The organism is Thermaerobacter subterraneus DSM 13965 (genome assembly GCF_000183545.2).
GTDB lineage: Bacteria > Bacillota > Sulfobacillia > Thermaerobacterales > Thermaerobacteraceae > Thermaerobacter > Thermaerobacter subterraneus.
Map to the genome: position 1 here is coordinate 1,985,545 of NZ_JH976535.1, position 17,666 is coordinate 2,003,210.

The window sequence follows — 17,666 nt, forward strand, 5'->3', positions numbered from 1 at the left end:
GGGCTGCACGGTGCGATCCGGCCGCCGCCGCATCGCGAAGGGAGGGCCGCCCATGATCGGCGACCGTATCCGTGCCCGGCGCCGCGAGCTGGGCATGACCCAGGAACAGCTGGCCGCCGGACTCTTCGACCGCTCGTACATCAGCCGCATCGAGGCCAACGAGGTGGTGCCGCCGCTGCCGACCCTGCAGCTTCTGGCCGGCCGCCTCGGCAAACCCGTGGCCTACTTCCTGGGTGATGAAGACGCCTTCACCCGCAGCCGGGTGATCCATGACTACGTCCGGCGGGCCCGCCGGTATGCCGGCCGCCGGCGGTACGCCGAGGCCGTGGAGTCCTATCGCCTGGCCCTCGAACTGCTCCAGCACGAGGACGACTCGCCACTCCTTCTGGCGGTGCACGTGGAGCTGGCCTACGCCCTGGCCTCCGGGAACCGGCCGGACGACGCCGGCCAGCACCTGTTTGCCGCCCTCCAGCTGCTGCCCCGCGTCCCCCTGGACCGCTGCCCGCCCGGGACGGCCTTCCGTCTCCACTACACCCGGGGCAAGCTGGCCTTCCAGCGGGAGGAACTGGCCGTGGCCGCGGAGGCCTTCCGGCTGGCCGCGGCGGCGGCCAGCCGCCCGGCCGACCGGGTCCGCGCCCACGTGGCCCTCGGCAGCACCCTGTTCCGCCAGGGGGCGTACGAGGAGGCCGCCGCTGCCTATGCCGTGGGCCTGCCCGGGGGGCCGGCCGGTGCCGGAGGAACCGGGCCGGCGGGCGCAACCGCGGCTCCCGCCGGGTGTGCCGCGGAGCCCGCCGCGCCGCGGGACTGGACCGGACCGGCCGGCCCTCTTGCACGGACCGCCCCGCCGCCGGTGGCGCTTCCGGTGCCGGTACCGGTACGGGGCCTGCCGCGCAGCCTGGTGGCGGCTTGCCATCACGGTCTCGGCTGCTGCTGCTGTGCCCTGGGCCGGCTGGACCTGGCGGCCTACCACCTGGAGCGGGCCATCCGCCTGTACCGAGGACGGGACCCCGAACGGCTCCTCCTGGCCCACCACGACCTGGCCCTGGTGCAGATCCGGCAAGGGGCCTTCCGGGCAGGCCGCCGGCGGCTGCTCGACTGCCTGCGGGCCTACCGGCGGGCGGGGCGGGCCGACGGGATCGCCAGCGCCCTGACGGACCTGGCTTCCCTGGAACTGGCGGCCGGCCGGTACCGGCGGGCCCTGACCCTGGCCCGCGCGGCCCGCAGCCGGGCCCGGCAGGCGTTGCAGGCCCGGCTCTATCTCAGCGCCATGGACGTGGAGGCGCAGGCCCTGGCGGCGCTCGACCCCGCCACTGCCCGGACCCTGGACGGCGTGGTCCGGGACCTGCGGGCGCTTGGCTAAGGGGCGCCATGCCGCCCGGACCGGGAAGGCAGGCCGCACCCGCCTCGGGCGGCCCCGCCGCCCCGGCAAGCGTGGCCGCACCATCCGGGCCGCCCCGGCGTATGGTGCGGTAGCGGCCGGCACCCCGGCCGCCCGAAGGGTGAAGATCCCGTGCCCGCGGCCTCGACTCCCGCCCCCACGACCGGCCACCCGCCCCGGCAGCCGGACTCGCGCCAGGGCCTGCTCGGAGCAACCCTCGGCCTTCTGGCCGTCGCCCTTTTCAGCCTGACGCTGCCCGCCACCCGGCTGGCCCTCGAGGTCCTGCCGCCGGGGCTGGTGGGACCCGGCCGGGCCGCGGGCGCCGCGGTGCTGGCCGCCCTGGCGGCCGGGATCCTGACGGGCCGGAGTCCCGGCCACCGGCGGAAGGCCCGGAACACCCCGAATCCTGGGACGGCCCGGCAATGCCCCGGCGGCCGCAAACCCTGGGGGCCGGTGTGGCCGCCCCGGGACGACTGGCCGGGGGTGCTGCTGGTGGCCTTCGGCACCGTCACCGTATTTCCATGGTTTTCTACCCTGGCCCTGACCCGCCTTCCGTCCGCCCACGGCGCCGTGCTCCTGGGCCTGCTCCCCCTGCTAACCTCGGGCTTCGCCACGTGGCGGGCCGGGGAGCGCCCGTCGGGCCGCTTCTGGATGGCCGCACTGGCGGGCAGTGGAGTGGTCACGGGATTTGCGGTCTACATGGGCGCCGGCAAGCCCCGGCCGGCCGACCTTTGGATGCTGGCGGCCATCGTGGCGGCGGCCGCCGGCCACGCCGCAGGCGGCCGCCTGGCCCGCCGCCACGGCGGGTTCCTCCCCATCGCCTGGGGGTTGTGGGTGGCCCTGCCCGTCACCCTGGCCGCCACGGCCGTCATGACCGCCCTCCCCGGCGCCGCCGGCGCCGCAGGGCCGGTGGCCGGACCGCCAGCAGGACCGGTACCAGGACCGGCGGCAGGACCGCCGGCAGGTCCGGCTGCAGCCGCCGGCGGGGTCCTCCCCTCCCCCGCACCGGTGCCCTGGGACAAGGCGGTCCTCGCCTGGCTGGCGTGGATGTACATCACCGGGGTGACCCAGCTGGCCGGGTTCGTCCTGTGGTACCGGGCCATGGCCCTGGCCGGCGTGGCCCGCACCAGCCAGCTCCAGCTGCTGCAGCCCTTCCTGACCCTGCTGGCCGCCAGGGTGGGCCTGGGTGAGCCGGTGGGCGGCATCACGGTGCTGGCGGCCCTGGCGGTGGCGGCCGTGGTGGCCGTGGGCCGCCGCGCCCCGGTGGACGTGGTGCCCGGCCCCGCTGCGCAGGGAGAGGCGCGCCTGCTGGCGAAGGGTTAAACTGCATTAGACTGCATTCATGTCTTGGCGGTTTGCAACGGGTTCGCAAGCCGGCCGGTGGTGCACGCTCGCCGGCCGCACACCAGCGCACACCACGCCAGGAGGCGCAGCGATGGAGGCCATCGAACCGGCCCGCGTCCAGCGGGCTTTGCAAGCTTTTGTGGGAGCACCGGTCTACCTGCACCTGGAGACGACCCACGGGGCCTACACCCGGGGCGGATTCGGCGCCTTCGCCCGAAACGTGCAGGTCCAGTTGGAGGACGCCGCCCTGCGCGGTGCCGGCCCCTTCCGGGCCGGGCTGCGGGTGGCCGGCGGGTGGGTCTACGCCGAGGGGCTGACCCACTGGCAGGAAGAACCGGGGCGGCTGATCCTGGAGGGGCACGACGACGAGGGACGGCTGACGGTGGTCCTGGAACTGAGCCGGAGCCCGTTCCCCCTGGCCACCCCCGGGGATGCCGTCCCCGCCGGTGAAGGGGGGGTGGAACCGGCTTCCCCTACCGCCCCGGAGGGGGTGCCGGCGGGCCGCACCGTCCCTGCGGGCCGGAGCGCACCGGAGGCACCGTCTGCAAGGGATGGCGGTGCCACCATCGCCGCCGGCCCGCCGGCCGAACCGGTGCCCGCACCGGTCCCGGCCCCCTGGGACCGGCATCTGGTGGTGGTCCTGGCCCATCCTGACGACGAGTCCTTCGGTGCCGCGGGCACCATGGCCCTGGCCGTGCGGCAGCGCATCCCCGTGACCATGGTCTCGGTCACCGCCGGGCAGATGGGCCGCCGGGTCGGCCAGCCGCCCCTGGCCACGCGGGAAGGGCTGGGGCCCCTGCGCATCGGCGAACTGCGGCAGGCCATGGCCGCCGTGGGCGTCGGCGACGTCCGGGTCCTGGGGGTCTGGGACAAGACCGTGGAGTTTCAGGACCGCAGCCGGCTGGCCGCCCGGATTCGGGGGATTCTCGAGGAAACGGGCGCGACCACCGTCATCACCTTCCACCCGAAGCTGGGCGGGCACCCCGACCACAACGCCACCGGCGCCGCCACCGTGGAGGCCGTCATGGGCATCCCCCCGGCCCAACGGCCGCGCCTGCTGTGCGTGCGCGGCCCGGTGCGCGATGCCGACCCCGGCCTGCCCCTGGTCACCGTCCCGGTGGAGGCGGTCCGGCCCCAGAAGGAGGCGGCCTTCCGGGCCCACCGCTCCCAGACCTACGGCTGGGAGGAGCGCATGGAACAGGACCCGGAGATGGCCCGGCGCTTCGCCCGGCTCTTCACCGAAGAGACCTTCTGGGTCTACTGGCCCGGCCCCGCCGGCCGGAAGGGCGGGGAGCCGGCCAGCGCCCAGGGCGATTCCTGAAGGCCCGTCCCTGGCCCCGGCCTCGGACCCTGATCTCACCTCTCCCGGCAGGAACCGGCCGGGACCCCACAACCCAGTGCTGGCGGCCCCCCACGACGGAAGAACCGGCCGGCCCGTGGCGGCCACCCAGCAAAGCCCCGTGCCGGCCACCCAGGAAAGCAAGGAGGCGCCCATTGGGCGCCTCCTTGCTCCTCAGCCTCAGGCCTTCGCGGCGGCCACCCGGGGACCTCGGAGTGCCGCCCCCGTCCCGAGTGCGGGTCCGCCGCCTTCACGGCCCCGGCGGGGGTCCCGGTCCTTACGGCTTGGCCTCACGGTTCACCCGCAGCCACCAGGGTGCCCGCATCACCTTGCCGCCGCAGTCCAGGACCAGCTCGCCGTCATAGTCGCCACTGGGCAGCCGGTCGCTGCGGCCACCCTCCATGCTCACCGTCAGGGTCGCGGTGGCGCCCGCCGCCAGGGTGACCTGCTCCGCCGACACGGTGACGGCCGGGTCGGCCGCATCCCGAACCACCGTGACCGTGCAGGTCTGGGTGGAGCTGCTGACGTTGTGCAGGGTGATGTCCTGGCGGCCTCTGACCGGTGCGTTGCCGTTGAAGTAGCCGAAGCTCACGCTGACCGGGTCCAGGGTGAGCGGAGTGGCATGCCGGGTCAGGTCGATCCGCCCGCCCCCGCGGGCCAGCACGCCGGGATCATACATGGCCTTCACCGGGTCCTTGACCACGCGGGCCGCCGTGTTGACCAGGGCCGACTTGACGTCGGCGGGCGACCAGCCGGGGTGCAGCTGGAGCAGCAGGGCGGCCGCACCCGCCACATGGGGCGTGGCCATGCTGGTCCCCTGGAACATGGCCCACTGGCCGTCGAAGACCGACGAGTAGATGTTGACCCCCGGCGCCGTGACATCGGGCTTGATCAGGTACGTGTAGGGCGTGGGACCACGGGACGAGAACCCAGCCAGGATGTCGCCAGAGCCGGTGCGGATCTCCGTCTCCACCGTCCCGTCGATGGTCACCGTGGCCTGGGGATCGGCAGCCAGCAGGTCGATCAGGAACTGGCCGTCGGCCATGGACACCATGGCGGCAGGGATGGTGGGTGCCGGCGCCGTCCCGTCGCTCCCCGGGGCGACGGGATCACCCGCCACGTTGTTGATGATCAGCACCCCCGTGGCACCGGCGGCTTCGGCATTGCGCACCTTGGTGGTGAAGGTGCAGCTGCCGCGCTTCACGAGGGCGATCTTGCCCCGCACCTCCGCCCCGTTCACCAGCGGGTAGCAGGCTTCCTCGGGCCGTGCCGAGCCGTCCCGGGCCAGTGCGTAGGGCGAGGTCACCCTGCCGAAGGGTGAGAAGTCGCCCGTGGCGGCGCCGAAGTCACGCCCCCCGGCGCTGACCGGGATGCCGATGTAATGGGCGTTGGTGGTCGCCCCCACGGTGATGGCCCGCGCGGCGCTGCCCGGCGATTCCACCGTCATGTCGCCCGGCCCCGAGTTGCCGGCCGCCACCACCACCACCACGCCGGCGTCCACGGCCGCGTTGACCGCCTCGGCCAGGTAGTCGTGGGGCCCCTGGACCCCGCCGCCCAGGCTCATGTTGACCACGTCCATGCCGTCCCGCACCGCATCTTCCAGGGCGGCGGCGATGTCGTGGCTGAAGGCCGAGCCCCCGTAGGCCACCCAGCCGGCGCCGAAGCCGGGGAACACGTTGTAGTCGTACAGCCGGGCCGCCGGTGCGATGCCGCTCAAGGTGTCCCGAACCGGCCCCTGCTGCAGGGTCGTCACGCAGCCGGCGATGGTCCCGGCCACGTGGGTGCCGTGGTCGCTCACCAGCACCTGGGAGGGATCGCCCGCGACGCCGCTGGCGTACACCTTCGACGGGATGTCCTGCTCGTCCACGTCCCCGTCGCCGTCGTAGTCCTTGCACCGGAAGAAGGGGTGGGTCCGGTCGATCCCCGAATCGATGACCCCCACCTTGATGCCCTCGCCCGCGCGGGCCCGGCCCTGGTCCATCTGGCCGTCGCCCAGCTTGGTCCAGAGGGCACCGGCCCCGGTCAACCCGGCGCTGACGTTCATGGCGGGCCGGTAGAGCCAGCTCTCGCTCACCCGCTTGACGCCCCGGATCCCCGCCAGCTGGCCCGGATTGTGGCCGTTCAACTCCACCACCAGGGCGTTGCCCGTCAGGAAGAACTCCCGCACCACCCGGGCCTTGGGGGCGGCCGACCGCATCGCCGCCTTGATCTGCTCGTGCCGGTCGCGCAGGTATTGCACATACGCCTGCACATCCCGGCTGTTGGCGTCCAGCTTCTTGCCCGGGGCAGGCTTGGTGGCCTTCAGCTTGCCGATGCCGCCCGTATACGAAGCGGCCGGCGGGTCGACCAGCTCCACGATGGCGTACCCCGTGCCGCCAACCGCCGGCTGCCCGCCCTCCTCCGTGAAGTCGTGACGGGGATCCGCCGCGACCCCTGCCGCCACGTTGCCGGCCAGGGCCAGGATCAGGAGCCCTGCCAGCAACGCGGGCACGTAACGCCTCCACCGCTCCATGCACATCCCTCCCGGGGACGGTATGGGGCCCGACCCGCCCGCCCGGCCGCGCTGGGCTGGGGGACGATGCGGGGATCGTCCACCTCAAGACGTACAAGAGGTGCAAGAACAATTCGGGGCGGCCGAGCCAGTTCCTGCCAGGCGGCGCCGAACAGATCGCCCCCGGCGAGCTTGCTCCCGCCCCCGCCGCCGCGTTTGATTGTGCCCCTGCCTCCGCCGGGCCTGTCCGCCTCCGCTTTGAATGACATTTTTGACCTTGCACAAGACCGCAGCATTCTTATAATATTGGCAACACAAATCCAATCTGGCAGGCCGAAGCCCCCTCCGGGGGCGCGGGGGAACCGTCTTTGGGGCGAATTCCCGGCCGCCGCGGCCCGGCCAGCGTTGGAACCCCTGCCCAAGCGGCACGGCGCCCGCTGAACGGCGCCAGGCGGCGGGCGGTAGGGTCCACCGCGCGGGCCACCGCGGCGACTCCGGGATAGGGCAGCCCGGCCCGAGCCCGCCAGCTAACCCCGTAGGCACGCGGGCGTTGGCATGTACGCCACATCCTGCCTGCTCTTTCCCCCTTGCGGCGGGGTTCCACCACCCCGGAAGCACCCGTCGTGTTCCTTCCCCCGCGTCCCCGCGGCCTGCCGCGGAGGGAGGTCGTTGCGTGAACACCGCGGCATGGCGGGCGGCGGACGGCCGCCGGCGCGCCCCGCGGGTCCGAACGTGGGCCCTGTCCCTGTTGACCCTGGTCCTGTTTCTCTTCACTGCAGCGTGCGGCAACGGCGCCCGCGGCAGCGGCAACACCGGTGACGCCCCACCGGCCGCCGGGGACGGCAACGGCGGGGGTGCCGCTGCCGGCGACAAACCCACCCTGGTCTTCGGCGACTTCAGCTGGGACAGCGTGCAGGTGCACAACCGCATCGCGGGCTTCATCATCGAGCACGGCTACGGCTACCCCGTGGACTACAAGTTTGGCGACACCATCCCGATCCTCCAGGGCCTGCAGGACGGCAGCGTCCACATCACCATGGAGATGTGGCCGGACAACATCCGCGAAGCCTGGCAGAAGGCCCTGGATTCGGGCAAGGTGCTGGACCTGGGCCAGAACTACCCCGAGTCCCCCCAGGGCTGGTACGTGCCCGCGTATGTCATCAAGGGCGACCCCGAGCGCGGCATCGAGCCCATGGCGCCGGATCTGCGCTCGGTACAGGACCTGGAGCGCTACTGGCAGCTCTTCGAGGATCCCTCCGAGCCCGGCAAGGGCCGGTTCTACAACTGCCCGACGGGCTGGGTCTGCTCGGACATCAACGCCCAGAAGCTCAAGGCCTACGGCCTGGACGACCACTTCACCGCCTTCAACCCCGGTTCGGAAGCGGGTCTCAACACGTCCATCACCACCGCCTACCGGCAGGGCAAGCCGTGGGTGGGCTACTACTGGGAGCCCACCTGGATCACCGGCAAGTACGAGCTGATCCGGCTGGAAGAACCGGCCTACAGTGAGGAGTGCTGGAACTCCGGCAAGGCCTGTGCCTACCCGCCCAGCCAGGTCCTGGTGGCGGCCAACAGCCGCCTGCAGGACATGGCGCCGGACGTCGTCGAGTTCCTCAAGAAGTACGAGACCACCCTGGACCAGACGGCGGCGGCCCTGGCCTACATGGAAGAACAGGGCGGCGACCCCGCCGGCGCGGCCCACTGGTTCCTCAAGACCTATCACGACTGGGAACAGTGGGTGCCCGCGGAGGTGCACCAGCGGGTGAAGCAGGCCCTGGAGGAGGTGAACTGACGTGACGGCATCTCCGACCGGAGGAACGGGCCGGGCGGGCGGCGGGCCCGGCGGCCGGGGGCCGGCCCCATCCCGCCCGGGCGGCGGGTCCGGTAACCGCGAACCGGGGTCTTCCCGCTCCGATGCCGGGTTGGGAGGCCGGGGGCCCGGACCGGCCCGCCCCGACGCCACCACCGGCCATCGGGGCCGCGGCCGCCCGGGCCGGGATGAAGCCGCCACCCCGAGCCCCGTGCTGCTGGCCGTCCAGGACCTCTGGAAGATCTTCGCCCGCCGGGACAAGGACATCGATGTCCATGATCCCGAGGCCGTGGCCCGGGCGGAGGCGCGGGGCGCGGTGGTGGCCGTGCGGGAAGCCAGCTTTCGCGTCCGGCGCGGCGAGATCTTCGTGGTGATGGGTCTCTCCGGCAGCGGGAAGTCGACCCTGGTCCGCTGCCTGCTCCGCCTGGTCGAGCCCACGGCGGGCCGCATCCTCTTCGACGGCGAGGACGTCACCGCCATGTACGCCCGCCAGCTCACGGCCTTCCGCCGCACCCGGGTGGCCATGGTCTTCCAGCACTACGGCCTGCTCCCCCACCGGACGGTGCTGGAGAACGTGGCCTTCGGCCTGCGCCTGCGGGGCGAGCCCCGCCCGGTGCAGGTGGAGCGGGCCCGGGAGGCCCTGGCCCGGGTGGGCCTGGAGAAGTGGGCCGGCCGCTACCCGGCCGCCCTGTCGGGCGGCATGCGCCAGCGGGTGGGCATCGCCCGCGCCCTGGCCCGGGACGCCGACCTGCTTTTGATGGACGAACCGTTCAGCGGCCTGGACCCCCTGATCCGGCGGGAGCTGCAGGACGAGCTGCTGCGCCTGCAGGAGGAGCTGCACAAGACCATCGTCTTCATCACCCACGACCTGCAGGAAGCCCTGCGCCTGGGCGACCGGCTGGCCATCATGCGGGCGGGGCGCATCGTCCAGGTCGGGAGGCCCCGGGAGATCATCCAGGCTCCTGCCGACGACTACGTCCGCCGGTTCGTCCGGGACGTGCGGGAGGCGGCCGCCCTGGCGGCGGGACCCCTGCGGGCCGCCGTGCCGGATACCCTTCCCGCGGCCGCCGGCGAGCCGCGGTGGGCCGCCGGGGAATCCTTCCGGGCCGTGGCAGCCGAACCGGCCGCGGGCGGGCTGGCGGAACCCCTGGCGGACACCCTGCTCTCGCCCACCCTGGAGGCAGGAAAGGCCGGCTGGGGTCCGGGCCGGAGGGGATCGGACCTTGTTCCCTGAAGCGCTGGAATTCCACGTGGCGCCGTGGATCCAGCACGGCCTGGCCTGGCTGGTGGACCGCGGTGGCGGGTTCTTCCACGGCATCTCCGTGGCCATCACCCGCTCGCTGAACACCATCGAAGCCGGCCTTCTGGCCGTGCCCTGGTGGGTATGGATCGGCGGGGTGCTGCTGGCCGGCTGGGCCATCACCCGGCGGCCCCTGACCGCCCTCACCCTGGCGGCCCTGATGCTGGCCATCGGCGCCTTCGGCTACTGGGAGGCGGCCATCGAGACCCTGGCCATGGTGATCGTGGCCGTGGCGCTGGCGGTGGCCATCGGCCTGCCCCTGGGCATCGCTATGGCCGAGTCGTGCCGGGTCCACGCCCTGGTGATTCCCGTCCTGGACGCCATGCAGACCATGCCCAGCTTCGTGTACCTGATCCCGGTGATGATGCTGTTTCAAGCCCTGGGACCGGTCCCCGGGACGCTGGCCACGGTGGTCTACGCCCTGCCGCCCGTGGCGCGGCTGGTCGACCTGGGCATCCGGCAGGTACCCGCCGACGTGCAGGAAGCGGCCCGGGCCTTCGGCGCCACCCGCTGGCAGCTGCTGGCCCAGGTCCGGCTGCCCCTGGCCCTGCCCAGCATCATGGCCGGGATCAACCAGACCACCATGATGGCCCTGGCCATGGTGGTGATCGCCAGCATGGTCGGCGCAGGGGGCGTGGGCGAGGCCGTGATGCGGGCCATCCAGCGGGTCGACCCCGGCGCGGGGTTCGAATCGGGCTTCACCATCGTGGCCCTGGCCATCGTGATGGACCGGCTGTCCCAGGGACTGGCCCGGCGCTGGCAGGTGCCCCGCACCGGCTGAAACGGGCAACGCCCGACCGGCGGGCGACGGAACCCCGGCAGCCAACGCGGCGGGCGGGCGGTTGGACGGCCGGGGCCCGGCTCCACCCGGCGGTGCAGGCCGGCGGGCCAGCTGGTGCGGCGGCAAGGCGGGCCCGCAGGCACCGGCCCGGGGGCCGCCGGGGCCCGGGCCGGAGAACCAGGAGCCCTCGGATCCCGGGGCGAAGGGCTGAGGGTAACGGGAGCAGCCTCCGGTGAGGCTCCCATGAGGAAGGAGCACGGCCTGGGTCATGGGCTGGTACCTGCGCAAGAGCTTCCGCCTGGCCCCTGGAGTGCGGCTCAACCTGTCCCGCTCCGGTCTGGGGGTGTCGGTGGGCACCCGGGGCGCCCGCATCGGCGTCGGCCCCCGAGGAGCTTACGTCCACGCCGGCACCGGCGGGATCTATTACCGCAAGACCCTGGCTCCCCCCGCCCGGCGCCGGGGCCGCCGCCACCGGGAGGCGGCGCAGGCTGCTCCCGCCACGACCGTGCGGTCGTTCCCCGACGGCCGGGTGGACGGCGGGCCGGCCACCGGCGCCCTGGGCTGCCTCGGCCTGGTGCTGCTCCTGGTGGCCACCGGCGTACCGTGGCTCTGGCCGCTGGCCGTGGGCACCCTGGCGGCCGCGCTGTTCTTGTCCTGGAAGGACGGGCAGCTGGTGCGCACCTGGCAGCAGGCCGCCGCAGCCTGCCAGGCCGGGCGCTGGGAAGAGGGCCGGCGGCTGGTGGAACCCCTGCTGTCCCGGCATCCCGAGGAGGCGGACCTGTGGCTGCTCTGGGGTCTCATCCTCTGGCAGGCCGGGCAGGAGGCCGAGGCCGCCGGCGCCCTGCTGCGCATCGACGCCTGCCCCGACACCCTGGGACGGCTGGCCGGGCGCACCCGCACCGCCTGGGAGGTGGAGTTCCGGCCCTGGCCCTTGCGGGTCGAGCTGCCGTCGGCACCGGGCGTCGACCTGTTGCAGGCGTACCTGCTGGCACGCACCGGCCGCCATGCCGAAGCCCTGGCCCAGCTGGACGGCGCTCTGGCCCTGAACCCCGGGTTTCATGCCGCCCGGCTGCTCAAGGCCCTGATCCTGGTGGAAGGGCACCGGGGCCGCGAGGCCACGGGTAGCGGGCCGGCCGGTTCGTCCCCCGGTGCCGGAGCCGCCGCCGGCCCCGGCGCCGGGGCCGGCGACGCCCTGCACCAGGCCGTGGCCCTCTTGCAGGACATCCCCCGGGACGATGCCCTCTATCTATGGGCGGTGGCGATCATGGGCCAGGCCTTCCGGGAAGCCGGCCACCCTGACCTGGCGGTGGCCACCCTGAGGACCGCGACCCGCTTCCGGCGCGACCCGGAGGCATTGAAGGCGATCCGCTACCAGATGGCTCTGGCCTACCGCGACCTGGGCGATCTGCGCCGGGCGAGGGAACAGCTGGCCCGAATCGTCACCGAAGACATCGGCTACCGGGACGCCCGGCAGTTGCTCGAACGATGGGGCGGGACCGCCCGGGGCGGCCGGGATCCCAGGCCGGGAGGAGGCGGCCGGGGAGGGCGGCCCGCCCCGGCCCGCGTCCCTGGCCGGCAAGAACCGGGCGCTGGCCAGGACGAGCCCGCGTCCCGGGGCAGCTGAACCCCCCAGAGGGCAGCCGGCCCGGAATCCCGAGGAGGTGGTGGCGGTGTCCCTGGTGGTGGTGGCGAACCGCGAGCCCCTCCGGCGGGAGGGCGACGGCTGGGTCCCGGCCGTAGGGGGCCTGGCCACGGCCCTCCTCCCCGTCCTGGAGCGGCGGGGCGGGGCCTGGGTCGCCTGGGGTGAGAAGGACGCCGGCTCCCTGCCCCTTCTCCACTATCCTCCCGCGGCACCCCGCTTCGCCGTGCACCGGCTCTTCCTGCCGCCGCGGGAAGTGGCCGGCTCGTACCACGGCATGGCCAACCGCACCCTGTGGCCCCTGGCCCACTACCTGCTGGACCGGGTGGAGATCCGCCGCGACTTTCTCACCGCCTACCGGTCGACCAACCGCCGCTTCGCCGAGGCCGTGCTCTCCCTGTGGGACGATCCCCACATCCCCGTCTGGGTGCAGGACTACCACCTGATGCTGGTCCCCGCCCTGCTGCGCGCCGCCCGGCCCCAGGGTCGCATCGGCTTCTTCTGGCACATCCCCTGGCCGCCGCCCGAGGTGTGGCAGGTCTTGCCCTGGCTGGAGGAGCTGCTGGCCGGCGTGCTGGGCGCCGACCTGGTCGGCCTTCACACCGCCGAGTACGTGGACAACTTCCTCGCCACCTGCCGCCTGCTGCCCGGTGCCGTGGTGCGGGGCCAGCGGGTGCTCTGGCAGGGGCGGGCCGTGCGGGTGGAGGCCCACCCCATCGGCATCGACACCGCCCGGTTCCGCCGGTGGGCCGCCGAGCCCCGCATCCGGGAGCGGGCCGCCCGCCTTCGCCGTGCCGCCGGCGGCCGGTTCGTCCTCGTGGGGGTCGACCGGCTGGATTACACCAAGGGCATCCCAGAACGCCTGGCGGCCTGGGAGCGGCTGCTGGAGCAGCACCCCCAGTGGCGGGGCCAGGCCACCCTGTACCAGATCGCCGTGCCCAGCCGGACGCGCCTGGAGTCCTACCGCCAGCTGAAGCGGCGGGTCGACGAGCAGGTGGGCCGGATCAACGGGGCCTTCATGCAGGACGGGTGGCTTCCCGTCCGCTACCTCTACCGGGCCTTCCCGCCCCAGGAGCTGGTGGCCTTCTACCTGGCCGCCGACGTCGCCCTGGTCACGCCCCTGCGGGACGGCATGAACCTGGTGGCCCAGGAGTACGCCTGGGTGACGGAGAATGGGGTACTGGTGCTGTCGAACCTGGCCGGGGCGGCGGCGGTATTGCCCGAGGCCCTTCGGGTCAATCCCTATGACGTCGACGGGCTGGCCGAGACCCTGCACGGCATTCTGGCGTCGCTGGCGGAGGGGCGCGGCCGCCGCACCTGGGAGGCGCGGCGGGCCGCCTTGAAGGAGCGGGTGGCCGCCCTGGACGTGCACGGCTGGGCGGCGCGGTTCCTCGCCTCCCTGGAACAGGCGCCGGCGGTGCCCGCGGGCCCGCCCCGGCGGAGTGCGGCGGCCCCTGGGGCAGCGACGGCGGCCCCGGAAGGCCCCCTGGGCGGCGGCTCCCCGGGCGGTTCCGCATGAGAAAGGAGCATTTCCCCTTGCCCAGGACTCCGGACCAGGACGCCCCGTTCCACCCTCTTGGGACCCCGCCGGGGACGCCACCGGCCCCTGCCCAGGAAGCGACGATCCCATCACCCCAGGAGCCGGACACGAACCGCCGGCCGGCGGGCGGGCGCGCACCCGTGGTGGTGGCCGGCGGCGGCATCGCCGGCACGGCCGTGGCCTTCGCCCTGCAGCCCCATGGGCCCGTGCTCCTGGTCGACGACGGCGAGTTCCCGGGTCTGGGCGAAACCCGCACGGCCGTGGGGGTGCTGAAGGCCGTGGCGGGTCATCCCCTGCTGGACGGGTGGGCCCGCACCACCTGGGATTTCGCCCTGGCCCAGCACCACCACCCCCGCTCCCCCATCCGCCTGACCTTCGCCGCCCTGAACGGGCGGCCGGATCGCGCCGCCTTCCTGGACCACCTCCTGTTCCTCGACGCCATGCTGCTTTTGGCCCGGCGCAGCGGCCTGCAGCTGCTCACCCGCGCCCGGGTGGTGGAACCGGTCCTCCGGGGCGGCCGGGTGGTGGGGGTGCGGGTCCAGCGGCCCGGCGGCCCCTGCGAAGCCATCCCGGCCGCCGCCCTGGTGCTGGCGCCCGGCCCGCGGCCGGACAGCCTGGCCATGGACGGCCTGCCCGGCGGGTTCGCCAGCCGGTTCGTCCGGGTGAAAGATGTGGTGATCCCCTTCCGGCTGCCGGAGGGCAGCCGGGCCGAGCCCGCCGTGTACACCCGGCGCTCCCTCATCTGGCAGTTCGTCCTGGGGCCCGAGCCCCGCGCCCTCCTGGCCGCTGCCCGCCTGGAAGGCGACTGGGCGCCCCCCTCCTTCGACCAGCTGGTGGCCCTGGTGGACGATCTGGTGACCCGCTTCGACCTGCCGGGCGAGGCGGAGCTGGACCGGACCCGCACCCTGATCGACCTGCGGGGTCCCGGCGGCCTGCCCTTTGCCGGCCCCGTGGCTCCCCTGGGCGGGGCCGAGGGGCTCTTCGTCCTGGCCGGGCTGGGGCTGGAGGGCCTGTCCCTGGCCCTGGGCGCCGCCCGCCAGGTCGCCGCCGCGGTGACCGCCTACACCGGCCTGGCCCCATCCCCCATGCGGTAAGGGCAGCAGGGGCAACCGGCGCTCGGTCTCCTCTGCATCGGGGCCGGCGGCACCGGCGCCCATCGCCCGCCGGACCCGGCGCCCACCGCCGGCCTCATACCCCACCCACTCCCCGTCGGCCCCCCACCTGCCGACCGTTCGGTCCCACCCTGTCCCGCCCGCCCTCGGCCACCTCCCCTCCGGTCACCCCGCCACCGCCCGGCGGCACCACCGCCGCCCGCCCGACCCTCATAAGGCCGGTCACCCGACCGAATCCGCTTAGTGAACCGTTCTGGGGGAACGGCGTCAACCACCCACCGCCACCGCGACCACCCTCGGCACCCAACGGTGGGCACCCGTCCCGACCGGCCGGTCGGTCGAACCGGCCGGCCGGGTGGCTGCACCCATCTCAGGCCGGCGGCCGTGCACCCCGGTGCCCGGCCGCTGCCTCCGGCCGGGCCGCCGCGGAGGCCTTCGAGGCGAGACCGGCGAGGGGCAAGGGCACCACCGGGATGCGGCCCGCCCCGTCGCCCGTCCTTTCCCCCAGAAGCGGGCCATCCTGCGGGAGAAAGGAGGGTGACAGCGTGGACAACGCCCGCATCGCCGGCCGGGGCCACCGGCCCGCCGTCCCGCCCAACCCCGGCGCCCCGGGCGGTACCGGCGCCGCCTGCGTTCCCGGCCGGTCGCCGACGGCCGGCACCGCCGGCGGCCTTTCGCCCGGCACGGCGCCCGGCCGCCGGGTTCCCCGGTACCGGTGGCGCCGCCGGTGGCAGCCGGCCCTCCCCGCCCTGGCGCTCCTGCTGGTGATCCTTGCGCTGGTGGCCGCGGGACCTGCCGGTGCCGCCAGCCCCGGGCCCGCCAGCCTGGAAGACCTTCTCGTCCCCGATCGCTACTTCATCGTGACCGCCGACGAGATGGTCGGGCGGGGGGCCAGCGTCATGCCCGTGACGGAACCCGGCGCCGGGCCCTTCGAGGTGATCGTGCGGTTCGAGTCGGCGGAGATCCGCAACCTGGCGCTAACCCAGGATCTCAGCCAGGGCTCTCCCCTGTACCTGCAGATCACCAGCCAGGGGGTGGCCCGGGTGACCGGCACCGCCATGCGCACCGACCTCCTGTCCCTGATCGGCACCATCCCGGGGGCTGCCCAGTCCGCCGACCCCATCCGGTTCGTGCTGGACCTCCTGGAAAGCGGCGGGCAGGTCACCCTGCGCGTGCGCGACATGGGCATGCGGGCCACCTGGATGCACACCGGCACCGCCGTGCTGCCGGGATCGGTCCTGCGCTTCGTCACGGACCCGGCCGAACTGGCCCAGCGGGACCGCATCCAGCGGGTGGAGCGGCAGGCGGCGGCGCTGCACGGCAGGTACCGGAACCCGGACGACCTGCGCCGCGATGGGCAGCGGCAACAAGCGGGGACAGGATCCGCCCTGCCGCTACCTTTGCCGAACCTGCCCTTGCCCCAACGGCCCGGACCCGAGATCCCGTCGGCGCCCCTTCCGGACCTGCCGCTGCCCAGGCCGCGGATTCCCGTCCCCGATGTGCCCGGCGTGCCGCTGCCGCCTGAGACCCGGGAGCTGGTGAACTGCCTGGAAGAGGCGCTGGACCGGGATCCGCTGTCCCTCCTGGACCTGGAGGCGCTGCGGCAGGGGGATCTGGCGGCGGCCCTTAAGCCCCTGCGCCACCTGGATCCCCAGGCCGTGGCGGGTTGCCTTGGGGAGGAACCGGCCCCAGAGGCCGGCTCGCCAGGGGCGCCGGGTTCGGGCCCGACCCGGCAGGGTTCCAAGCCGGCCCTTTCACTGCCGGTGCAGCCCCAGCTTCCCGACCTGACCCCGGCCCTGGCCTGTGTGGCCCAGTCCCTGGACCTCTCGGCCGGTGCCCTCCAGCCCCTGGCCGGCGATCCGTCCCTGGCGGCGGCGGAACTGGTGGGCGGCCTGGTCGAGCACCGCCTGGTGGAACCGGAGGAGCTGGGTCCGGTCACCCTGCAGCTGGCCCGGGATTGCGGCCGCTACTGGCCTGACCTGGATCGCCTGGTCACCAGCCTGCTGGGAGGAACCGGCTCGTCCGGCCCGGAGGCAGCGGGTCAGGACGGGACCGCCCATACCAGCGGAACCGGTTCAGGAACCCCAGCCGGCGACGGCCAGGGCGGCCTGCTGCCCCTGCTAGGAGGTCTTCTGGGCTCGGCGGGGCTGGGTGGACTGCTGCGCAAGGGGCCGTGAGGCACCGGGCAGAGGAAGCCGTCCCTGCCCGGCCCCCCGCCCCGGCATGACGAAGCCTGGACGGCAGGGTGAGCGGATCAGTACGTGGCATCAGGGAGGGGAAGACCCATGTCGTATGCCGTGACCACCGGGACCTTCTCCCGGCGCCGTTTCTGGGTCACCTTCGGCATCTCCATGGCCGTGTTGGGCGCCATGCTGTTCGTCATGATGTCCCAGGGCATCGCCCTGGCGGCCCCGCTGGCGGGAATCGGCGGGGTCATGCTGGAGTTCGACCGGCTGGAAGGCACGGGCTTTCAGATGTTGCCCGTCACCAACGACACCGACAAGGCGGCGGGCGTGCCCATGGCCCGGGCCAAGATCGACCACCTGGTGATCACCAACCTGCACCTGTACAAGGACCTCAACGTGGGCGGCAAGACGGTGCGGGTCTCCATCACTGCGTCGCCGGTAGAGATCAGCGGGCTGGTGCAGGACATGACCTACCAGGAGGCCGGCTCCATCTCCTTCAACCAGCAGACGGTCGACGAGCAGCGCGGCAGCAGCCCGCTGTCCATGACCGCACCCGATGTGGTGATCGAGGACGCCAGGATCGTCGCCCACTACCTGTTCCAGAACAAGGCCAAGCTGCCCGGGATGAAGCTGGAGGTCAAGGTGATCGACTGACGGGCGAGCCACCATCGGCCATCCAGGCGGGCCACCGGTGGAGCCGCCCCTCAACCCCCTGCAAGGCCGCGGGCCGGAGCATGATGCCCCGG

12 protein-coding genes are annotated in these 17,666 nt (G+C 73.9%); 11 read left to right on the plus strand and 1 reads right to left on the minus strand.

What is annotated here, in order from left to right:
* The first annotated feature begins 52 nt into the window (after positions 1-52).
* The 3 genes from THESUDRAFT_RS08095 to bshB2 all read left to right on the plus strand — a co-directional run bounded on the left by THESUDRAFT_RS08095 (position 53) and on the right by bshB2 (position 4,043).
* On the plus strand, positions 53-1,360 hold the full coding sequence (locus THESUDRAFT_RS08095) for a helix-turn-helix domain-containing protein (RefSeq protein ID WP_006904285.1): 1,308 nt from the start codon (positions 53-55) through the stop codon (positions 1,358-1,360).
* A gap of 150 nt (positions 1,361-1,510) precedes the next feature.
* Positions 1,511-2,701 carry an EamA family transporter gene (locus THESUDRAFT_RS15065; RefSeq protein ID WP_006904286.1) on the plus strand — a complete coding sequence of 397 codons (1,191 nt, stop codon included), beginning with the start codon at positions 1,511-1,513 and terminating at the stop codon, positions 2,699-2,701.
* Between the two features lie 112 nt (positions 2,702-2,813).
* Positions 2,814-4,043 carry a bacillithiol biosynthesis deacetylase BshB2 gene (gene bshB2, locus THESUDRAFT_RS08105; RefSeq protein WP_006904288.1) on the plus strand — a complete coding sequence of 410 codons (1,230 nt, stop codon included), beginning with the start codon at positions 2,814-2,816 and terminating at the stop codon, positions 4,041-4,043.
* A gap of 295 nt (positions 4,044-4,338) precedes the next feature.
* On the opposite strand, the gene THESUDRAFT_RS08110 is transcribed toward bshB2, so the two are convergent.
* Positions 4,339-6,573 (minus strand): S8 family serine peptidase, encoded by a 2,235-nt coding sequence (locus THESUDRAFT_RS08110; protein WP_006904289.1) that lies wholly within the window; start codon positions 6,571-6,573, stop codon positions 4,339-4,341.
* Between the two features lie 652 nt (positions 6,574-7,225).
* Here THESUDRAFT_RS08110 and THESUDRAFT_RS08115 point away from each other — a divergent pair.
* The 8 genes from THESUDRAFT_RS08115 (at position 7,226) to THESUDRAFT_RS08150 (ending at position 17,574) form a co-directional block, all read left to right on the plus strand.
* Entirely contained in the window at positions 7,226-8,344 is a 1,119-nt protein-coding gene (locus THESUDRAFT_RS08115) for an ABC transporter substrate-binding protein (RefSeq protein WP_006904290.1), read from the plus strand.
* A 1-nt stretch (position 8,345) separates the two neighbouring features.
* The gene (locus THESUDRAFT_RS08120) at positions 8,346-9,596 is read left to right on the plus strand and encodes a betaine/proline/choline family ABC transporter ATP-binding protein (RefSeq protein WP_006904291.1); all 1,251 of its coding nucleotides are present in this window, start codon (positions 8,346-8,348) and stop codon (positions 9,594-9,596) included.
* The gene (locus THESUDRAFT_RS08125) at positions 9,586-10,443 is read left to right on the plus strand and encodes an ABC transporter permease (protein ID WP_006904293.1); all 858 of its coding nucleotides are present in this window, start codon (positions 9,586-9,588) and stop codon (positions 10,441-10,443) included. The genes THESUDRAFT_RS08120 and THESUDRAFT_RS08125 overlap by 11 nt, the downstream gene beginning before the upstream one ends.
* A 268-nt stretch (positions 10,444-10,711) precedes the next feature.
* Complete coding sequence (locus THESUDRAFT_RS08130; protein ID WP_006904294.1) at positions 10,712-12,067, plus strand: DUF4236 domain-containing protein; 1,356 nt, start codon at positions 10,712-10,714, stop codon at positions 12,065-12,067.
* A 46-nt stretch (positions 12,068-12,113) separates the two neighbouring features.
* Positions 12,114-13,601, plus strand: a complete 1,488-nt coding sequence (locus tag THESUDRAFT_RS08135; protein ID WP_006904295.1) for an alpha,alpha-trehalose-phosphate synthase (UDP-forming) — start codon at positions 12,114-12,116, stop codon at positions 13,599-13,601.
* Positions 13,602-13,618: 17 nt separating this feature from the next.
* Positions 13,619-14,716 carry an FAD-dependent oxidoreductase gene (locus THESUDRAFT_RS08140; protein ID WP_006904296.1) on the plus strand — a complete coding sequence of 366 codons (1,098 nt, stop codon included), beginning with the start codon at positions 13,619-13,621 and terminating at the stop codon, positions 14,714-14,716.
* Positions 14,717-15,279: 563 nt separating this feature from the next.
* A complete protein-coding gene (locus THESUDRAFT_RS08145; protein ID WP_006904297.1) occupies positions 15,280-16,911 on the plus strand; it encodes a hypothetical protein in 1,632 nt (543 codons plus the stop codon).
* Between the two features lie 108 nt (positions 16,912-17,019).
* Positions 17,020-17,574: a DUF6230 family protein gene (locus THESUDRAFT_RS08150; RefSeq protein WP_006904298.1), complete on the plus strand. Its 555-nt coding sequence runs from the start codon at positions 17,020-17,022 to the stop codon at positions 17,572-17,574.
* The last annotated feature ends 92 nt before the right edge of the window (positions 17,575-17,666 follow it).

Coding starts and splice junctions, on each gene's coding strand:
- THESUDRAFT_RS08150 (WP_006904298.1), top strand. CDS start 17,020: ATGTCGTATGCCGTGACCACCGGGACCTTCTCCCGGCGCCGTTTCTGG.
- THESUDRAFT_RS08130 (WP_006904294.1), top strand. CDS start 10,712: ATGGGCTGGTACCTGCGCAAGAGCTTCCGCCTGGCCCCTGGAGTGCGG.
- THESUDRAFT_RS08095 (WP_006904285.1), top strand. CDS start 53: ATGATCGGCGACCGTATCCGTGCCCGGCGCCGCGAGCTGGGCATGACC.
- bshB2 (WP_006904288.1), top strand. CDS start 2,814: ATGGAGGCCATCGAACCGGCCCGCGTCCAGCGGGCTTTGCAAGCTTTT.
- THESUDRAFT_RS08110 (WP_006904289.1), bottom strand. CDS start 6,573: ATGGAGCGGTGGAGGCGTTACGTGCCCGCGTTGCTGGCAGGGCTCCTG.